Source organism: Pseudomonas sp. ES4, from assembly GCF_050586665.1.
Lineage (GTDB): Bacteria > Pseudomonadota > Gammaproteobacteria > Pseudomonadales > Pseudomonadaceae > Aquipseudomonas > Aquipseudomonas frederiksbergensis.
This window is the reverse complement of record NZ_JBOBDO010000030.1, coordinates 32,373-51,405: the sequence shown is the minus strand read 5'-3', so window position 1 is coordinate 51,405 and position 19,033 is coordinate 32,373. Positions and strand designations below refer to the sequence as shown.

Sequence of the window (19,033 nt, the reverse complement as noted above, 5' to 3'; positions counted from 1 at the left end):
GCAGCTTGCGCCTTGTGCATCGAACAACACTAGCAGCCGCACGGCAAAATGGGGGATTCAAGCCCGGCTTTGCGGCACATCCGTACCAGAAATGACCAGCGACACCCTGGATGCTCATGACACATCCTCAGACACTCAGGCGAGCAGAAATTCCCGAGGGCTGGCAGAATCGCCCTTTGTTCGTCTTCACAACGCTCGTCGAGCCAGGAATTCCCCATGCAAATGACCACCGCCCTCTTGATCGTCAACCCGTGCGACGACGAAGAAGACAACATGGCCATGCTCTGCTGCCACAGCGATCAGGGCGATATGTTCCTGATGACCCGCTACCCGGACGAGGATGCGCTGGACATCAGCCTCGGCGACGAGCCTTCAACGCTGGACGGCGTAAAAGTCACCCTCAGCCCTACCCGCCTGCTGATCGAAATCGCCGCCGCTGACGCCGATGCGCTCAATGGTGATGATTCGCTGGAAATCATTCACAGCACTGATGCGAGCGATCTGGCTGAAGTGGAAGAGACATTGCAGAACATTCTCAAGGGCACTGGCACCTATATAAGCCAGCTCTGAGCTTCAGAATCTCGGGCGCCTGAACCTGCCTCATCGCGAGCAGGCTCACTCCCACAGGGGATCTCCTGCGGATGCAAAATTTGCACTCAGCACAATTCCAATGTGGGAGACATTGCAGAACATCCCAAGGGGCACTGGCACCTGTATAAACCAGTTCTGTAGTGCCTGAACCGGCCTCATCGCGAGCAGGCTCACTCCCACAGGGGGGCTCCCGCGGATGCAAAATTTGCGTCCAGCACAATTCCAATGTGGGAGCGAGCCTGCTCGCGATGAGGCCCGAAAGAACACCACCAGCCTCTGGGTCCTACAAAATTCAAACAATTTCGCCAATCAATTCCCGCACTTTGCACAAAATGCCGTTAGTCGCCGCCCCCCGCGATAGATTAAAGTAACGCCCCCAGCCCTGGCGTTATTCGAACGTCTTCGGTCACCTTTCCAGGAACAGTCATCGATGGAACATCGTGAAGCGCTGCTAGCGCTGCGAACCTTTCTTTCAACGCAGATTCTCGGCCAGGAAAAACTCATCGAGCGCTTGCTCATCGCCTTGCTCGCCGACGGCCACATGCTGGTCGAGGGCGCTCCGGGCCTGGCCAAGACCAAGGCCATCAAAGAACTTGCCGAAGGCATCGAAGCACAGTTCCATCGCATCCAGTTCACCCCCGACCTGCTGCCCGCCGATATCACCGGTACGGAAATCTATCGCCCGGAAACCGGCAGCTTCGTGTTCCAGCAAGGCCCGATCTTCCACAACCTGGTGCTGGCGGACGAAATCAACCGCGCCCCGGCCAAGGTTCAATCGGCCCTGCTCGAAGCCATGGGCGAGCGCCAGGTCAGCGTCGGGCGCAGCACGTACGAGCTGTCGCCGCTGTTTCTGGTAATGGCCACACAAAACCCGATCGAGCAGGAAGGCACCTATCCATTGCCCGAAGCGCAGCTCGACCGCTTCCTGATGCACGTGAAAATCGGCTTCCCGGACGCCGCCGTCGAACGTCGGATCCTGCAACAGGCCCGTGGTGAAGCGCTGAACGGCGAAACCAAGCCCGAGCGCCGGGTCAGCCAGCAGGCGATTTTTGCCGCGCGCAAGGAAATCCTCGGTTTGTACATGGCCGACGCTGTGGAGGAATACCTGGTGCAACTGGTCATGGCCACCCGCACCCCCGCCAAGTTCGACCCGGAGATGGCCGAATGGATCGCCTATGGCGCCAGCCCGCGCGGTTCGATTGCCCTTGACCGTTGCGCCCGGGCCCACGCCTGGCTGGCCGGGCGCGACTTCGTCAGCCCCGAAGACATTCAAGCGGTGCTGTTCGACGTACTGCGCCACCGCATCATTCTTTCCTTTGAAGCCGAAGCCGCGGGCATCGACCAGGACCGGGTGGTCCAGCGGATTCTCGACGTCGTAGCCGTCGCTTGACCCCGATGAAAGCCATCCTGCCGCCCGAACCGGGCATCCGTGTCAGCCTCGCCGAGCTGATCGAGATGCGCCATCGCGTGCGTGAAGTGCAACTGTTTTCCACACCGAGCCAGCGCAGCCCGCTGATTGGCTTGCACCATTCGAAACTGCGCGGGCGCGGGGTGGATTTCGATCAGGTGCGGGTCTATCAGGCCGGCGATGACGTGCGCAGCATCGACTGGCGCGTCACCGCCCGCACCCAGGAACCCCACACCAAGCTGTTCCATGAAGAGCGCGAGCGGCCGATTTTCATCATGGTCGAGCAAAGTCGCCGGCTGTTTTTCGGCTCGGGACTGATGTTCAAATCGGTGCTCGCCGCCCAGGCCGCGAGCCTGATCGGCTGGGCCGCACTGGGTCATAACGATCGGGTCGGCGGACTGGTGTTCGGCAACAACGAGCACTATGAAATCAAGCCACGACGCAGCAAACAGAGCCTGCTGCAATTGCTCAATCGTCTGGTGCGGGTCAATCAGTCGCTGCACACGGAAAACGAGCCGGACCGGGACGCCTTCAACATTGCCCTGCGTCGCGCCCGGGAAGTCCTGCGTCCCGGCAGCCTGGTGATCATCATCTGCGACGAACGCACCCTGACCGAGGGCGCCGAACAACAGCTGAGCCTGTTGTCGCGGCATTGTGACCTGTTACTGCTGCCGGTATCCGACCCTCTCGATCACGCCCTGCCCGCCGCCGGACTTTTACGTTTCGCCGAACGCGGTGCGCAACTGGAACTCGACACCCTGAATTTCGAGCTGCGCCAGACCTATCGCGCCCAGGCCGAAGCGCGCCTCGCTCGCTGGGAATTGCTGGCGCAGAAGCTGCGAGTATTGCTGATGCCCTTGAGCACCCAGAGCGAGATGGTCGAACAACTGCGCGAGTACCTGAACCCGCAGAAACCGGGGAAAGGCCGATGAGCAGCCTCGATCAACTGCAACCGCTGATCTCCCCGCCTCCCATCGAATTCTGGCCACCGGCACCAGGCTGGTGGTTGTTGCTGCTGTTACTGCCGCTCGTCGGTTTCGGTCTGTGGAAGGCAAGGCGTTTCTTTCTGAACAAACGCCCGATCGTGCGCGCCGAACAACCACTGGACCCGGTACGCCTCGCCGCGCTGGCAGAACTGGCGCGGATGCCCAAACCCTACGACGGTGCCCCGGCCGGTGCCTGGTTGCAGCAACTCAACGGTTTGCTCAAACGCCTGTGCCGCAACCATTACCCCTACAGCCAGAGCCACACCCTCAATGGGCGCAAATGGCTGGCATTCCTCGACAATCGCTGCCCGGCCGCCGGCCTGACCCGCTGGATGGTGCTGGTCGAAGGCGCCTACAAACCTGAATGCAAGCTCGACGACAAGGCCATTGCCGGCCTGACTCAAGCGGTCGACACCTGGATTCGTAAACATGTTTGAGTTCGCCTGGCCGTGGATCTTTGCCCTGTTGCCGCTGCCGTGGCTGATGCGCATCGTGCTGCCTGTCGCCGACAGTGGCGAGCCGGCGCTCAAAGTCAGTTTCCTCGGCGACCTCGAAGGCCTGGTCCGCCGCCGCGCCCGAGCCAACCTGCCGGCCTGGCGCCAACAGGCACCGTTCATTCTGCTGTGGCTGTTGCTACTGATCGCCGCGGCGCGACCGCAATGGCTTGGCGAACCGCTGCCCATCGCCGCCAGCGGTCGCGATCTGCTGGTAGCGGTCGACGTGTCCGGCTCGATGGATTTCCCCGACATGCAATGGCAGGACGAAGAAGTCAGTCGTCTCACACTGGTACAGCACTTGCTCGGTGACTTCCTTGAAAGTCGCGACGGCGATCGCGTCGGCCTGATCCTGTTCGGCAGCCAGGCCTATCTGCAAGCACCGCTGACGTTCGACCGGCACACGGTGCGCGTGTGGCTCGACGAGGCGCGGATCGGCATCGCCGGCAAGAACACCGCCATCGGTGATGCCATCGGCCTGGCCCTCAAACGCCTGCGCCAACGCCCGGCACAAAGTCGCGTACTGATTCTGGTCACTGACGGCGCCAACAACGGTGGCCAAATCGACCCGCTCACGGCTGCGCGCCTGGCAGCCAGCGAAGGCGTGAAAATCTACACGATCGGTATCGGCGCCGATCCGGAGCAAAGCGGCACGTTGGGTTTTCTGGGCGTCAACCCGAGCCTCGACCTCGACGAACCCTCCTTGATGGCGATCGCCGAAGCCACCGGTGGCCGGTATTTTCGCGCCCATGATGACAAGGAGCTGCAAGCGATCAAGGACACCCTCGACAAACTGGAACCGGTAACCCAGCAACCGACTCAGGCCCGCCCGGCTCAGGCGTTGTACCACTGGCCTTTGGCAATGGGGTTGCTATTGAGCATGCTGCTGGTGGTTCGCGAGCGCTGGCCTGATAACCCGTTGCGGCGACTGTTCACCAAGGATCTTTTGCAAACTCAACTGCCTGACTGGCGCCAGCGGCTCAAGCGCCTGCGCCTGCGGAGGCGCCGATGAGCGCGCTCTGGCCGTACTTGTTCCGCCCCTGGTGGTTGCTGTTATTGCCATTGCTCGGCTGGTTGCTCTGGCAACTCTGGCATCGGCAGAAACGCGCCGGGCGCTGGCAGATGATTCTGCCGCCGGCCTTCCATGCCGCGTTGCTCAGTGGCGGCAACGGTCGCGACAGCAAATTGCCGTGGGTCATCCTGGGATGTGCCTGGGTGCTGACCGTTCTGGCGCTAATCGGACCCAGCTGGGAACGTGTCGAGCAAGCCAGCCAGAAACCCGCCGATCCGCTGGTCGTGGTCCTGGAGCTAACCCCGGAAATGCTCGCCACCGACGTCTCCCCCAACCGGCTGGAGCAGTCCCGACGCAAGCTGTTCGATCTTCTGGAAAACCGCAGCGATGCCCAGACCGCGATCATCGTCTACTCCGGCAGCGCTCACACGCTGGTGCCACTGTCGGATGACCTGTCGACCAGCCGCAATCTATTGGATGCCCTCAAGCCTTCGCTGATGCCCCAAGTGGGACATCGCGCCGATCTGGCGGTGACCAAGGCTCTTGCCCTGCTGGAACAGGGTGCCCTCGGCGAGGGGCGGATCCTGCTGATCGGCTCAACCTTGACCGAACTGGAACGCCAGGGGATCCAGCAGGCGCTGGACGGCAAGTCGACACAATTTCTGATGATTGGCATCGGCACTGCCGAAGGCGCGCCGATTACCCAGGAGGACGGCAGTTTTCTGAAAGACGATCAGGGCGCGATTCTGGTGCCGCATCTGGATGAGTCAAGCCTGAAAGCCTTTGCCAACGACCTGGACGGACGCTATACCCACGCACGCCTGGACGATGCCGACCTGCGCGCCCTCGGCTTGCTCGAGGGGCCACGCATGCTGCGCAACGACGGCCAGACCTTGCGCCTCGATACATGGGCCGATCAGGGTTACTGGCTATTGTTGCCGTTGCTGCTGCTGGCGGCGTGCGCCGGTCGTCGCGGCTGGCTGTTCTGCCTGCCCCTGCTGTTTTTCCTGCCACAACCGAGTTATGCCTTCGACTTCAAAGATTTGTGGCTGCGAGCAGACCAACAAGGTCTGATCTTGCTCAAGCAGAAGCGCCCGGCCGAGGCTGCGCAGCATTTCGAAGATCGACAATGGCAAGGTGTCGCGCTCTACGAAGCTGGCGACTATAGCGGTGCCGCCCAGCGGTTCGCCGAAGGCAGCGACGCCCACGCCCACTACAATCGTGGCAACGCCCTGGCCAAAAGCGGTGAGCTGGAAGCCGCGCTGGATGCCTACGATCAAGCGCTGGAGCGTCAACCGGATTTGCGTCCGGCCCTGACCAACAAAGCGTTGGTGGAAAGCCTGCTCAAGCAGAAAAACACTTCACCGCCCGTTGATCCGGACAAAAACACTGACAACCAGACCGAGCCCCCCACGCAAGAACCGCCGCCGGGCGCGGCCACGCAAGCGTTGGATGAGGGCGAACCGAAAACCGACGGCCAACAAACCACGGCGGACTCAGACCCACAGAGCAAAACGCCGCCGAAAACCGGCACCAACGAAGTCCCGGGCAGCGAGCTGGGGAATGAAGACAGCACCCGACCACCAATGCGCCCGGCCAACGATAGCATCGAGGGCGAACAGCGCCAGGCGCTGGAACAATGGCTGCGCAAGATCCCGGATGACCCGGGTGAATTGCTCAGGCGCAAATTCTGGTACGAACAGCAACAACATCAGGATCAGGAAAAAACTCGATGACCCGCTTCACCACTTTCTCGTTCGCATTGCTGCTCTGCACTGTTCAGGCCCAGGCTGCGGGGCTGGTCGCCAGTGTGGATCGCAGTCGCCTGAACAGCGGCGAAACGGTTGAACTGACCCTGGAAACCAACGATGTCACGCAGTTCGGCAAGCCTGATCTGACACCGCTGGAGGCGTTGTTCGAAGTGCGCGGCAGCCGTCAGGTCAACCAGCTGACCACCCTGAACGGCGATAACCGTGCGACCACTCGCTGGATCATTACCCTGCTACCTCGGCAGAACGGCAGCGTGGTGATTCCGTCACTGCAACTGGGGGACGTACAGAGCCAGTCGATTAGCGTGCAAGTGGTCGAAACCGAAACCCAGGACAGCCCGACCAAACAGGCTCCGGTGTTCATCGACGCCAGCCTCGATCAAAACAGCGTGTACGTACAAGCCCAGGCGATCCTGACCCTGCGTATCTACCATTCGGTGTCGCTGTACGACGACAGCAGCCTGCCCCCTTTGCAAATCCCCGATGTGCGCATCGAGCAACTGGGCGAGGCGCGCACCTACGAAAAAGACATCAATGGCCTGCGTCACGGCGTTATCGAGAAGCGCTACGCGATCTACCCGCAACACAGCGGTGAGTTGGTCATTCCACCGCAGGTATTCAATGCCGCACTGGTGGACGCACAGCCTGCCAAGGACGCCGTCGCGCAGGCACCGAAATCCGGCAAACTGATGCGTGTCAGCTCCGCCGAGATCCTGCTGACGGTCAAGGCCAAACCCGCCTCCTACCCGGCCGACGTGCCGTGGCTGCCGGCCCGTAGCCTCAGCCTGAGCGAAAGCTGGAACCCGGAACCGGGGCATGCGCAGGTGGGTGATTCGTTGACCCGCAGCCTGACCGTAAAGGCTGAAGGCCTGGACAGTTCGCAGTTGCCGCCGCTGCCTGCCACCGACGTCAACGGCTTGCGCCGCTACCCGGATCAACCGGTGCTGGGCAATCAGAATAGCGAGCGCGGCCTGATCGGCAGCCGCGAAGACCGCGAAGCCCTGGTGCCAACGCGTGCTGGCGCAATCGAGTTGCCAGCGGTCGAAGTCGTCTGGTGGAACACCTTCGAGGACCACCTCGATCACAGCAGCCTGCCGGCTCAAACCCTACCGGTGGCGAACAATCCGAGCCTGATGGTCGACACCCCTACCGGCATGCCTCAAGTCTTTTCCGCGGCCGACAACGAAGCCCTCTGGTGGTGGAAACTCAGCACCTTGATCCTGGCCTGCACCACTCTGCTGGGCTTCGGCCTCTGGTGGCGCGCCCGTTGGCAACCGGCGATCCTGCGCGCGGCGCAGACTGGCCCGAGCCCGCGCACCGTGCTCGACGATCTCAAGCGCGCCTGTCAGGCCAACGATTCCCACGCCACCCGCCAGGCCCTCGACGCCTGGGCCCGACAACAACCGGAAACCCTGGCCGATATGGCGGCGCGCTTTGTGCCGTTGTCCGACGCCCTCGATGGCTTGAACGGCGCGCTCTACAGCGAAACCGGCCAGCATTGGCAAGGTGAAGACCTGTGGCGGGCGATCAAGGCGATTCCAATTGCCGAGCGGGTTCAGGACCCGGTGGGCGACAGTGGCCTCCCGCCGCTCTACCCCAAATAACCACTGCCACCGCATTCCCTGTAGCAGCCGAACGCAGGCTTCGCCAGCTGCTACAGGGTTGTGGTGTTGACCACCTGCAACGTGTTTGCCAGTAAACTCCCTCCCCTTTAGCCGCCATCATTTTCCTCGCGGCCATCACCTTATTTCCTACGGAGTTCACCTTGCGTCTGTTTCACACCTCCGACTGGCACCTTGGGCAAAACCTGCACGGCCAGGAACGCGATTTCGAACACGCCTGCTTTCTCGAGTGGCTGCTGCGCCAGCTGAAGCTGGACCAGCCTGACGTGCTGCTGATTGCCGGCGATATCTTCGACACGGTCAACCCGCCGGTCAAAGCCCAGGAACGCCTCTACGACTTCATCGTCAGCGCACATGAACAACAGCCGAAGCTGACCATCGTGATGATCGCCGGCAACCATGATTCCGGTTCGCGGATCGAACTGCCCGCGCCGTTAATGCGGCGTTTGCGTACGCATGCGCTGGGTCGTGTGCTGTGGCTGGATGACGGTCAACTCGACGCTGAGCGCCTGCTGCTGCCATTGCCGGATGCCAAAGGCAAAACCGTCGCCTGGTGCCTGGCGCTGCCGTTCCTGCGCCCCGCCGAGGTGACTGGCGCGCATTTGGGTGACAACTACCTGCGCGGTATCGGTCAGGTTCACGAATGGCTGATCGAAGCGGCCAATGCCAAGCGCAAACAGGGACAAGCGCTGATCGCCATCAGCCACGCGCACATGGCCGGCGGTTCGGTGTCGGAAGACTCCGAGCGCAGCCTGATCATCGGCAACGCCGAAGCACTGCCCGCCAGCCTGTTCGGGCCAAGCATCAGTTACGTCGCCCTCGGTCACTTGCACAAGCCGCAGAAGGTCAATGGTGAAGAGCGCATCCGCTACAGCGGCTCGCCGATTCCGTTGTCGTTCTCCGAGATTGGCTATCAGCACCAGATTCTCGACATCACACTGAAAGGCGAAACCCTGGTCAGCGTCGAACCCAAACTGATCCCCCGGGCGGTGAATCTGCAACGCATCGGTCCCGCGCCATTGGCGGAAATCCTCCTGCAACTGGCCGACCTGCCCAACATCGATCTGCTGGCCGATATCCAGCGCCAGCCATGGCTGGAAGTTCGGGTGCGCCTCGATGAACCGCAACCGGACTTGCGATATCAAGTGGAAACCGCCCTGCAAGGCAAAGCCGTGCGCCTGGTGCGGATCGCCGCTGAATACGCCGGCAACGGCAGCCGCGATGGCGTGGATGACGGCGCGACCTTGATCGAGCTTGACCAGCTCTCACCTCAGGAGTTGTTCAGCCGCGCCTGGCAGGACAACTACGGCAGCGAGGTCGACGAGCAAACCCTCAAGGACTTCGCCGAGCTATTGCAAGACGTGCAGATGGAGAGCGAACAACCATGAAGATCCTCGCGATCCGCCTGAAAAACCTCGCCTCACTGGCCGGGCCTTTTGAAATCGACTTTACCGCTGAGCCGCTGGCCAGCGCCGGTCTGTTCGCGATAACCGGGCCGACCGGCGCCGGTAAAAGCACCTTGCTCGACGCTTTGTGCCTGGCGCTGTTCGGTGCTGTACCTCGGCTCAGCAATGCCCAGGTGTCTGCCAAAGCTCCAGACGCCGACGGCGAGATCAGCACCGGCGACCCGCGCACGTTGCTGCGTCGTGGCACAGGTGAAGGGTATGCCGAAGTCGATTTCGTTGGCATCGATGGCCGTCGCTACCGCGCTCGCTGGGAAGCAAATCGCGCCCGCGAGAAGGCTGGCGGCAAGTTGCAAGCCAGCCGCCAGAGCTTGCGCGACATCGATCTGGATCAACTGCTGGCCAGTCAGAAAGTTGAATTCAAAACCCAGCTCGAATCTGTACTGGGCCTGAACTTTGAGCAATTCACCCGTGCGGTGCTGTTGGCTCAAAGCGAATTCAGTGCGTTCCTCAAGGCTAACGACAACGAACGTAGCGAACTGCTGGAGAAACTCACCGACACCGCGTTGTATACGCGCCTCGGTCGCCGGGCGTTCGACAAAACCAAAGAGGCTCGCGACACCCACAAACTGTTGCAGGACCAGGCCACCGGCGTGACGCCGTTGTCGCCGGAGGCCCGGGCGGAACTCGATGAACGCTTCAACGAGGCTCAGCAACAACTCAAGACCCAGCAAGCGCAACTCAAGCAATTGGAACTGCAACACACCTGGCTCAAGGACTTGCGTCAGTTACAGGACGAACAACAGAGCGCCACCGAACAACTGCAAGCGGCCCGGCAGCACTGGGAGGGCCTGTCCGGCGAACGCTTGAAGCTGACTCGCCTGGAACAACTGGCCCCGCAACGGCACCAGTTCGCCCGCAAGACTGAGCTCACCGCCCAGCTCACACCGCTGGCCGCGCAGATTCAGCAGCACACCCAACAGCAAATCGAGCTGAACGAGCGCCAGACGCAACTCGAACACAGCCTCAGCACTGCGCAGACCGCGCTGGTCGAGGCGCAAAGCCAACACACCTCAAGCGCTCCGCTGCTGCGTCAGGCCTTCGAAGAGCAAAGCACCCTCGCCCGTCTGGTCAAGGATGCCAGCCGCAGTGCCGACCTCAAGCAGCACGCGGAACTGGCCTGCACTCAGGGCCAAAACACGATCCAAGGCTTGCTCGACCAACAGAAACAGGTCGCCGAACGTTTGCAGCGGATTGCCGGGGAGCTTGAGCAAAGCACCCCTCTGGCGCCCTTGAGCGATGCCTGGAACGCCTACCGTGATCGCCTGCAACAGCTGATGCTGATCGGCAATCGCCTGAACAAGGGCCAGGCCGAACTGGTCGCCCTGGAACAGAGCGCCGCTCGCGCTGCCGAGGACCTGTCCACTCAGCGCCAGAACCTTGAAGTGCTGTACAAGGAGGCCGGCGCCGAACCGGAAGCGGTGGCCGAGCAGATCCGGATTCTCGGGAGTCTGTTGCAGGACAACCGCAAGCAGCAGCGGGCCTTAGAGGAACTGACGCGCCTGTGGGCCAGTCAGCAGGAACTGGACAAACGCGCGTCCGAGCTCCAGCAGCGTCAGATGATCGCTCAGCAAGAACGAGAACGCCTGACCCAGGAGGGTGTGAAAGCCAAGAGCGAATTGCTCGTCGCCGAACAGACCCTGACCGTCACCCGCGAACTGCTGGAACGCCAGCGCCTGGCCCGCAGCGCTAGCGTCGAAGAACTGCGCGAGCAGTTGCAGGACGATCAGCCATGCCCAGTCTGTGGCAGCCCCGACCATCCTTATCATCAGCCCGAAGCACTGCTGCAAAGCCTTGGCCGGCATGATGAAAGCGAACAGGCCAACGCCCAGAAAGCCGTCGACCTGCTGAAAGAACAGCTCACTGACCTGCGCGCTGAAGTGGGCGGCGTGATTGCCCAGCAAAAGGAGTTGCTGCAGCAACAAGAACACCTCGCGACCCAGCAACAGAGCCTGGCGCCGAGCCTTGAAGCACATCCGTTAGCTGCGCAGCTGCTCACGCAGGATGCGGCTAAACGCGATGCCTGGCTGATGCAGCAAAACAATCAGCTGAACCAAAGCATCACTCAGGACGAACAACGGCAAACCGCCTTGCTCACCCTGCAGCAAGACGCCGCGCGCCTTCAACAGCAACTGCGTAGCGCTGAAGCGGCGAGCCAACAAGCAGCCCAACACCTGGCCAACCAGCAACGTGAGTTGAGCAGTGATCGCCAGCGTCTGGACGAGGAATTGACGGCGTTCAGCCCCCTGCTCCCGGCCGATACGCTGCAAGCGCTGCGCAACGAGCCGGCCGCGACCTTCATGCAGTTGGACCGGCAGATCAGCCAGCGCCTGGAGCAACTCGATCAGCAACGCGATGAACTGGGCGAACAGCAACAACGGCAGCAGACGCTGGAGAAAGAACAGGACCGCCAACTCACTCGCCTCCAGCAGTTGGAAACGGCCCGCCAGCAGTTCACCGCCCTCGCCGACCAGCAACAGGCCTGCCAACAAAAACTCAGGCAATTGCTCGGCGAACACAACAGCGCCGAGCAGTGGCAGCAGCAACTGGATCAAGCCGTCGAACAGGCGCGCAATGCCGAGGCGACCGCCAATCAGGAACTGCAAGCCGTGCGTACGCGGCTGGTGCAGTTGGGCGCCGAACTCAAGGCCCAGCAGGAACGCGCGCAGGCACTGGAAGCTGAAGATCGCGAGCTGAGCGGCAAGATCGCCGACTGGCGCGCTTTGCATCCGGAACTGGATGACGGTGGCCTGGAAGCTCTGCTGAGTGTCGACGACCAGCAGGTCAGCGAACTGCGCCAGCAATTGCAGCAAAGCGAAAAAGCCATCGAACAGACCAAAGTCCTGTTGCAGGAACGCGATCAACGTCTGCTCAATCACCAGGCACAACACAACGGCAATCTCGACGCCGAACAACTGGCGACAGCGCTTGTCGAGCTGCAAAACCTGTTCACTGCCAGCGAACACCGTTGCGCCGAACTGCGTGCCGAACAGGCCGAGGACCAGCGCCGGCAAAACGCCAATCAGGCCCTCGCGCAGCAGATCGCCGACGCCTACACCGAATACCAGCGCTGGGCACGTTTGAATGCACTGATCGGTTCGGCCACGGGCGACACCTTCCGCAAGATCGCCCAGGCCTACAACCTCGACCTGCTGGTGCATCACGCCAACGTTCAGTTGCGGCAACTGGTGCGGCGCTATCGCCTCAAACGTGGCGGCAGCATGCTCGGGTTGTTGGTGATGGACACCGAGATGGGGGATGAACTGCGTTCGGTGCATTCGTTGTCCGGCGGTGAGACGTTCCTGGTGTCGCTGGCCCTGGCTTTGGGCTTGGCATCAATGGCATCGAGCACGCTGAAAATCGAATCGTTGTTCATCGACGAAGGCTTCGGCAGCCTCGATCCGGAATCCTTGCAACTGGCCATGGATGCTCTCGACGGCTTGCAGGCGCAGGGACGAAAAGTCGCGGTAATTTCACATGTGCAGGAAATGCACGAACGGATTCCGGTACAGATTCAGGTGCGCCGTCAGGGCAACGGCCTGAGTACGCTGGAGGTGAAATGAATACGCTGTATTCCTTCCGCCGCTGCCCCTACGCGATGCGGGCGCGCATGGCCCTGCGCTACGCCGGGGTTGCGGTGAACATTGTCGAGGTCAGCCTGAAGGCCAAACCTGCCGAAATGCTCGCACTGTCGAGCAAAGGCACGGTGCCGGTGTTGAGCGTCGACGGTCAGGTGATCGATGAAAGCCTGGCGATCATGAACTGGGCCCTGGCGCAGAACGATCCGCAGGATTGGTTGCTCAAGGATGATCCTGTCGGCCAGCAACTGATCACCGAGCTGATTGAAGAAAACGACCAGGTGTTCAAGGTTCACCTGAATCGCTACAAGTACGCCGAGCGATACCCCGAGCAGCCAATGACGGTTTATCGAGCTGAGGGCGAGGTGTTTTTGCGCAGGCTCGATGAGTTGCTGGAGGGACGCGACTACTTGCTGGCCGAGCATCCGAGCCTGGCGGATGTGGCACTGATGCCGTTCGTGCGGCAATTCGCCCATGTGGATCGCGAGTGGTTCGGGCAATCGCCCTATCACCGTTTGCAGGCCTGGTTGCAGCGGTTTCTGGAGTCGGAGCTGTTCATCGGCGTAATGGCAAAGTAGCGGTCCATTGCGCTGCTGGGATTCACGCCAATACCGAGCACATCTGCAACGCCGAGCAATCCACCTGGAACGGCCCGAAAAAATCGTTCTGGCGTTCGATTGGCGGATTGCCGGTCAGCAGACCCAGGGCCTTCGCGGTTTCAATGTTACGAGCAAGGTTGTGATTGGCTTCGATAGTCCGTGCCACCGACCCCGCTGAGCCCTGTCCGATCCCCAACAAGGAAGATCCATTGGTCATGAACGCCAGGAAGGCGATGACCCAAAGTCTGTGCCCTTTCATTCCCCGGCGACTCCCGCGAGTTCAGCCTGATCGACCATCGCGGTGTGCGAACGGTGTTCAAACTGGATGCCGGGATGAGCGACTTGAATTGGCGCTTCAAGAGGTTGACGCGATTGAGGCGAGAGGCTGACAAACAGCACCAGGATCACGTAAAGAGCGATAGCCAGGTAGGCGCCGTGTTTGGCAGAAGTGATGATTGCGCTGACCATGATGTTCTCCGCAGGCATGTTTCGATGCCCACAGAATCGATCAAGAAAGCGGTGATAACCACTCAGGGTTATCCATAGTAACCATCAGCTTCGTTAATCATTAAACCAAACTATCTCAGTCTTCAATAAAACTCATCAGGCGCTCGCGGGCCGCATCCGGCTCGGATGGAACGGGCTGGGCAGCCGAAAGAATGGGGGTGGAATAGAGAAACAGAAGAACCACGGCCAGACGCATTGCCATGCTGTCGATCCTTATCAGGAGAAGGAGTCAAAAAATCAGCGTCAAATTTAAACTAATGGCCCCGTGATATCAATTACTAGTTTGATAGCAATATGATGCTGTCGTAAATGCGTTATGCAGGAGCGACATCACTCACGCTTCTCGAAGCTTCAGCTTGATCGGCGCAAGTGACTTCGCTCCTGCATAAAGGGTGCAGGGTTCAACTTTCAGGCTTGGGTCTTGTGATCCAGTGCGGCGTAAAAGTTAGCGCTCTGTTGCAGGTATTTCTGGGTGTAGCTTTGGGCGTGGGATTTTTTATCGCTGATTTCAATGTTGGCGTTGGCTGGCAACGCAACGGTGGCAGAGATGGCGGAAGCGGCGATTACGGAGAAGAGATTGAAGTTCATGGCGCTGTTCCTCGGATTCAGTTGGCTTGCTTGCCCGGTGGGGCCGTGAAGCAAACTTAACCGTCGAGGTTGGCACGTTGAAATCTTTTGTAGCATTAGCAGATATCAGCGTCATTAATAGAAGGATGCAGGCCCCATCAACCGGGGCCTGCGGCCTATTGACGCACCAGGAACTTGAGGTCGCTCGGGGCATCCATTGGCAGTTTTTGCACGGTTTTACCCAGCAAGCCTGTCTTTGAATCGCGCTCGACGACGACAATCTGGTTGCTTTTCTGATTGGCGATCAACACGAACTTGCCGCTCGGATCGAGGCTGAACTCGCGCGGGTGATCACCTTCAACGGAACGGCGCTGCAGTTCCTTGAGGTGCCCGGTCACAGGATCGATGGCGAATACCAACAGCTGATTGGTGGTGCCACGGTTGCTGACGTAGAGAAACTTGCCATCGCTCGACGCGTGAAGCGCAGCGGCGGCCTTGTCCGAAACGGGTTGCCCCGTCGCCAACTCGACCATCTGCGTTTGCTTGAGTTGGCCGTCCTTGTAATCGAACACCGCAACCTGCGCGCTCATTTCCATGGTCAGCCACGCGTGCTTGCCATCGGCGCTGAACAGCAGATGACGCGGACCGCTGCCGGGTGGCATCTGGACAGACGCCGGTATAGCCGCGGTCAAGGGCAGTTCCGGGTTGGCCTTGGGGTCGAAGCGGTAGGCAAAGACCTTGTCGGCGCCCAGGTCATTGGAGAACACATACTGGCCGTCCGGCGAGGAAACCGTGGAATGCACGTGCGCCGACATCTGCCGTTCAGGATTGACCCGGCTCGATGGATGACTGCTCATCTGCACCACAGGTTTGAGCTTGCCATCAGCGTCCACCGGCAACACCGCCAGGGTGCCGCCCGGATCTTCAGACACCGAATAGTTGCTGACAAACAGATGACTGGCTTCAGCGCTGAGGCCCGAATGCGTCGGCTCGTTGCCCAGGCTCTGCACCTGATTGATCAGGCTCAGCTCATGGGTTTTCGGATCGATCGCATAACTGCTGACGCGCCCTACCGGATCGGTCTGCCCCGGGCCGTTTTCGTTGACCACGAACAGCTGACGCTGATCCTTGGACAGGGTCAGCCAGGATGGGTTTTCGCTCTTGATCACTTGCAACGGCTTGGCGTCGATCAGCCCGGCAGCGCTGTCGAAGTTCAGGCGATAAATCCCCTGGCTCTGACCGGCCGTGTAGGAACCGACCAGCAACTGATAGTCGTCAGCCGACGCAACTTGAAAACCCGTTGCGCCGACGCTGCCGACCATCAACAGTGGCCAGAGCTTACGCATCCTCATTCGTTTCTTCCTCGTCGTCATCACCGCGGAACGCGGTCATGCACACCAAGCGGTGCTCACCGGAACTGCCGGTGATCAGCCAGCTTTGCAGGTCTGGATCGAAGGTCGCGGCCTCGACCTCGGCGGGGGTGAACTCCCAGTGCTTGGACACACGACCGTCCAGGCATTCGATGTGCAGGTTGTCGTCTTCATCGAGGGAGAATTCAAAGGCGTGCAGCCCGTCGATTTCCACCATATCGCAGTGTTCGAGGGTGGCGAGCAAGGTGTCTGTTGGGGCGGTCATGGCAGTCAATCTTTGAATGGGAAAGACGCAATGATAGCTCATCACACCGCAATGATCGTTCCCACGCTCTGCGTGGGAATGCCTCTTCGGACGCTCTGCGTTCGGCTTTGAAGGGACGCAGAGCGTCCCGGGCTGCATTCCCACGCAGAGCGTGGGAACGATCAGTCACAGGTTTAGAGGGCTTCGCGCGAAGGCTGCCCATCCACCAACCGCTGAATACGCAGCGGATTGCCATTCTTCAAGGCCTCCGGCAGCAGGCTGTCCGGATAGTTCTGGAAGCACACTGGGCGCAGGAAACGGTCGATGGCCAAAGTGCCCACCGAGGTTCCGCGCGCATCGGAAGTGGCCGGATACGGCCCGCCGTGGACCATCGAATCGCAGACTTCCACGCCAGTCGGATAGCCGTTCAGCAGGATCCGTCCAACCTTCTGTTCCAGCAACGGCGTCAGCTCAGTGAACTGCTCCAAATCCGCCGGCTCGCCAATGATCGTCGCCGTCAGCTGGCCGCGCAGGCCATTCAACGCGGCGCTGAGTTGCGCCTGATCGGCGACCTCGACGAACACCGTGGTCGGGCCGAACACTTCTTCCTGCAGCACTTCGTCGCCATTGACCAACAGGCTGACATCGGCCTTGAACAGCTGCGGTTGCGCCTGATTGCCCTGTTGCGCACTGCCGGCCAGGTGCTCGATGCCGGGGTGAGCGAGGAGTTTTTGCAGGCCTTTGCCATAGCTGCTCAGGGTCCCGGCATTGAGCATGGTTTGCGCCGGCTGATCGCCGATCAGCCCCGCCACCTGTTGCACGAATGTGGTGAATTGAGGCGAACGAATACCAATCACCAAGCCGGGATTGGTGCAGAACTGACCACAACCCTGGACCACCGAAGCAGTCAGGTCACGAGCGACCGATTCGGCGCGAACGTGCAGCGCCTGCGGCAACACGATTACCGGGTTGATGCTCGACATCTCGGCGAACACCGGAATGGGCTGCGCACGTGCTGCGGCCATGTCACACAACGCCCGGCCGCCCTTGAGCGAACCGGTAAAACCAACCGCCAGAATTGCCGGATGCTTGACCAGCGCTTCGCCGACGCCACCGCCGTAGATCATGTTGAACACGCCGGCCGGCATACCGGTTTTCTCGGCGGCGCGGATGATCGCGTCGGCCACCTGTTCGGCCGTGGCCATGTGACCGCTGTGGGCCTTGAACACCACCGGGCATCCGGCGGCCAATGCCGATGCGGTGTCGCCGCCAGCTGTGGAGAACGCCAACGGAAAGTTGCTGGCACCAAATACGGCCACCGGGCCGAGGCCGATGCGGTACTGACGCAGGTCCGGACGCGGCAACGGTTGGCGTTCAGGCAACGCTTGATCGATCCGCGCACCGTAGAAATCACCGCGACGCAGCACCTTGGCGAACAAACGCATCTGACCGCTGGTGCGACCGCGTTCGCCTTGAATCCGAGCGGCGGGCAGCGCGGTTTCGCGGCAGACCAGCGCCACAAAGTCATCGCCCAGCGCGTCCAGTTCATCGGCAACCGCGTCGAGAAATTGCGCCCGACGTTCGGCGCTCAGGCTGCGATAGGCCGGGTAAGCCGCGGCAGCAGTCTTGGCGGCGGCATCTACTTCCTCCGGGGTCGCCTGGGAGAAATCATACGGCAGGGCTTCGCCCGTGCTGGCGTCGACGCTCTGTAGTTTGTGTTGGCCGGCCGCACTGCGCTGACCGCCGATGTAGTTGTGACCAAGAATTCGGGTCATGCCTATCTCCTTAAAGGGGGGTAACGGTGCCGGGCTCGAACGCTGCTTCAACCGGTGCAATCCCGTTGATCAACGGTGCACCGAACTCGGCCTGACTGATCTCGAACACGTCACCCGGCCGGGTGCGAATGCCGTCGGCAAAGGACAGGGTCGCGGTGCCGAAGAAATGAATGTGTACATCGCCCGGGCGCAGGAATTGGCTGTACTTGAAATGGTGGTACTCGAGGTTTTCCAGGCTGTGGCACATGTTGGCCTCGCCACTGAGAAACTCGTTCTGCCACAGCACTTCGCCGTCACGCAGGATGCGGCTGGTGCCTGCCAGATGCTCCGGCAATTCACCGACGCGAAGTTCCGGTCCGTAACTGCAGCTGCGCAATTTGGAGTGGGCCAGGTACAGGTAATTCTTGCGTTCCATCACGTGATCGGAGAACTCGTTGCCCACGGCAAAACCGAGTCGATACGGTTTGCCGTCGTGGCCGATGACGTAGAGCCCGCTGAGTTCCGGCTCCTCCCCCGCGTCTTCGGCGAACGGCGGCAGCGGGAACGGTTGGCCCGGACGCACGACGATGCTGCCGTCGCCCTTGTAGAACCATTCCGGTTGTACGCCGGCCTGCCCCGCTGTCGGTTTGCCGCCCTCAACGCCCCATTTGAAGATGCGCATGGTGTCGGTCATCGCGGCTTCATCGCCGACTTGCTGATGCATCTTGTCCCGGGCCGACGCGCTGCCCAGATGGGTCAGGCCCGTGCCGCTGACCAGCATGTGCGCCGGGTCCGGATGATCCAGCGGCGGCAGGATGCGCAACTTGGCCAGCAGTTCGGCATAGTCATGGCTGATGCCCAGGCCCAGGGTTTTCACCTGCTGCTCAAGATTGACCCCGGCCTCGATCGCAGCCAACGCCAGGTCGCGAACGGTGCGCGCGTCTTGCACTTCGCGCACCCGACCGTCTTCGACAACGCCCACCCGGCGCTCGCCGTTACTCAATTCGAACTGAACTAAACGCATGAATCTTCTCCTGTTATTCAAAACACCACCGATCCCTGTGGGAGC

At 60.9% G+C, this 19,033-nt stretch carries 18 protein-coding genes; 10 read left to right on the top strand and 8 right to left on the bottom strand.

Translation table 11 applies throughout. The features are described from left to right. Positions 1-216 precede the first annotated feature (216 nt). From ACQ4OB_RS24835 to ACQ4OB_RS24790, 10 genes are all read left to right on the top strand, one after another. Positions 217-570, top strand: a complete 354-nt coding sequence (locus ACQ4OB_RS24835; protein WP_074876853.1) for a hypothetical protein — start codon at positions 217-219, stop codon at positions 568-570. Positions 571-1,021: 451 nt separating this feature from the next. Further along, positions 1,022-1,981, top strand: coding sequence for an AAA family ATPase (locus ACQ4OB_RS24830; RefSeq protein WP_008150800.1), 960 nt, complete (start codon positions 1,022-1,024; stop codon positions 1,979-1,981). A 5-nt stretch (positions 1,982-1,986) separates the two neighbouring features. Then, positions 1,987-2,931 carry a DUF58 domain-containing protein gene (locus ACQ4OB_RS24825; protein WP_074876855.1) on the top strand — a complete coding sequence of 315 codons (945 nt, stop codon included), beginning with the start codon at positions 1,987-1,989 and terminating at the stop codon, positions 2,929-2,931. Then, complete coding sequence (locus ACQ4OB_RS24820) at positions 2,928-3,422, top strand: DUF4381 domain-containing protein (protein ID WP_074876858.1); 495 nt, start codon at positions 2,928-2,930, stop codon at positions 3,420-3,422. Before ACQ4OB_RS24825 ends, ACQ4OB_RS24820 begins: the two co-directional genes overlap by 4 nt. Next, positions 3,415-4,491, top strand: coding sequence for a vWA domain-containing protein (locus tag ACQ4OB_RS24815; RefSeq protein ID WP_102614362.1), 1,077 nt, complete (start codon positions 3,415-3,417; stop codon positions 4,489-4,491). Before ACQ4OB_RS24820 ends, ACQ4OB_RS24815 begins: the two co-directional genes overlap by 8 nt. Continuing rightward, positions 4,488-6,227, top strand: a complete 1,740-nt coding sequence (locus ACQ4OB_RS24810; protein ID WP_430956645.1) for a tetratricopeptide repeat protein — start codon at positions 4,488-4,490, stop codon at positions 6,225-6,227. Before ACQ4OB_RS24815 ends, ACQ4OB_RS24810 begins: the two co-directional genes overlap by 4 nt. Further along, the gene (locus tag ACQ4OB_RS24805) at positions 6,224-7,864 is read left to right on the top strand and encodes a BatD family protein (RefSeq protein ID WP_074876864.1); all 1,641 of its coding nucleotides are present in this window, start codon (positions 6,224-6,226) and stop codon (positions 7,862-7,864) included. The genes ACQ4OB_RS24810 and ACQ4OB_RS24805 overlap by 4 nt, the downstream gene beginning before the upstream one ends. A 161-nt stretch (positions 7,865-8,025) precedes the next feature. Next, positions 8,026-9,270 (top strand): exonuclease SbcCD subunit D C-terminal domain-containing protein, encoded by a 1,245-nt coding sequence (locus tag ACQ4OB_RS24800; protein WP_430956644.1) that lies wholly within the window; start codon positions 8,026-8,028, stop codon positions 9,268-9,270. Further along, positions 9,267-12,908, top strand: a complete 3,642-nt coding sequence (locus tag ACQ4OB_RS24795) for an AAA family ATPase (protein WP_430956643.1) — start codon at positions 9,267-9,269, stop codon at positions 12,906-12,908. Before ACQ4OB_RS24800 ends, ACQ4OB_RS24795 begins: the two co-directional genes overlap by 4 nt. Next, positions 12,905-13,501 (top strand): glutathione S-transferase, encoded by a 597-nt coding sequence (locus tag ACQ4OB_RS24790; protein WP_430956642.1) that lies wholly within the window; start codon positions 12,905-12,907, stop codon positions 13,499-13,501. The genes ACQ4OB_RS24795 and ACQ4OB_RS24790 overlap by 4 nt, the downstream gene beginning before the upstream one ends. A gap of 22 nt (positions 13,502-13,523) precedes the next feature. Here ACQ4OB_RS24790 and ACQ4OB_RS24785 read toward each other — a convergent pair whose 3' ends face one another. The 8 genes from ACQ4OB_RS24785 to araD1 form a co-directional block, all read right to left on the bottom strand. After that, positions 13,524-13,781 carry a hypothetical protein gene (locus ACQ4OB_RS24785; protein WP_076031003.1) on the bottom strand — a complete coding sequence of 86 codons (258 nt, stop codon included), beginning with the start codon at positions 13,779-13,781 and terminating at the stop codon, positions 13,524-13,526. Beyond that, positions 13,778-13,990, bottom strand: a complete 213-nt coding sequence (locus ACQ4OB_RS24780; protein WP_074876874.1) for a hypothetical protein — start codon at positions 13,988-13,990, stop codon at positions 13,778-13,780. Before ACQ4OB_RS24780 ends, ACQ4OB_RS24785 begins: the two co-directional genes overlap by 4 nt. Before the next feature lie 115 nt (positions 13,991-14,105). Next, complete coding sequence (locus tag ACQ4OB_RS24775) at positions 14,106-14,231, bottom strand: hypothetical protein (protein WP_256581124.1); 126 nt, start codon at positions 14,229-14,231, stop codon at positions 14,106-14,108. 206 nt (positions 14,232-14,437) lie between these two features. Next, positions 14,438-14,617 (bottom strand): hypothetical protein, encoded by a 180-nt coding sequence (locus tag ACQ4OB_RS24770; RefSeq protein ID WP_074876875.1) that lies wholly within the window; start codon positions 14,615-14,617, stop codon positions 14,438-14,440. 155 nt (positions 14,618-14,772) lie between these two features. Then, positions 14,773-15,942 (bottom strand): lactonase family protein, encoded by a 1,170-nt coding sequence (locus ACQ4OB_RS24765; protein WP_102614368.1) that lies wholly within the window; start codon positions 15,940-15,942, stop codon positions 14,773-14,775. Beyond that, entirely contained in the window at positions 15,935-16,231 is a 297-nt protein-coding gene (locus ACQ4OB_RS24760) for a DUF5629 family protein (protein WP_074876879.1), read from the bottom strand. Before ACQ4OB_RS24760 ends, ACQ4OB_RS24765 begins: the two co-directional genes overlap by 8 nt. 173 nt (positions 16,232-16,404) lie before the next feature. Beyond that, positions 16,405-17,985: an aldehyde dehydrogenase (NADP(+)) gene (locus ACQ4OB_RS24755; protein ID WP_430956641.1), complete on the bottom strand. Its 1,581-nt coding sequence runs from the start codon at positions 17,983-17,985 to the stop codon at positions 16,405-16,407. Between the two features lie 10 nt (positions 17,986-17,995). Next, entirely contained in the window at positions 17,996-18,988 is a 993-nt protein-coding gene (araD1, locus tag ACQ4OB_RS24750) for an AraD1 family protein (protein WP_074876882.1), read from the bottom strand. Positions 18,989-19,033: the final 45 nt, after the last annotated feature.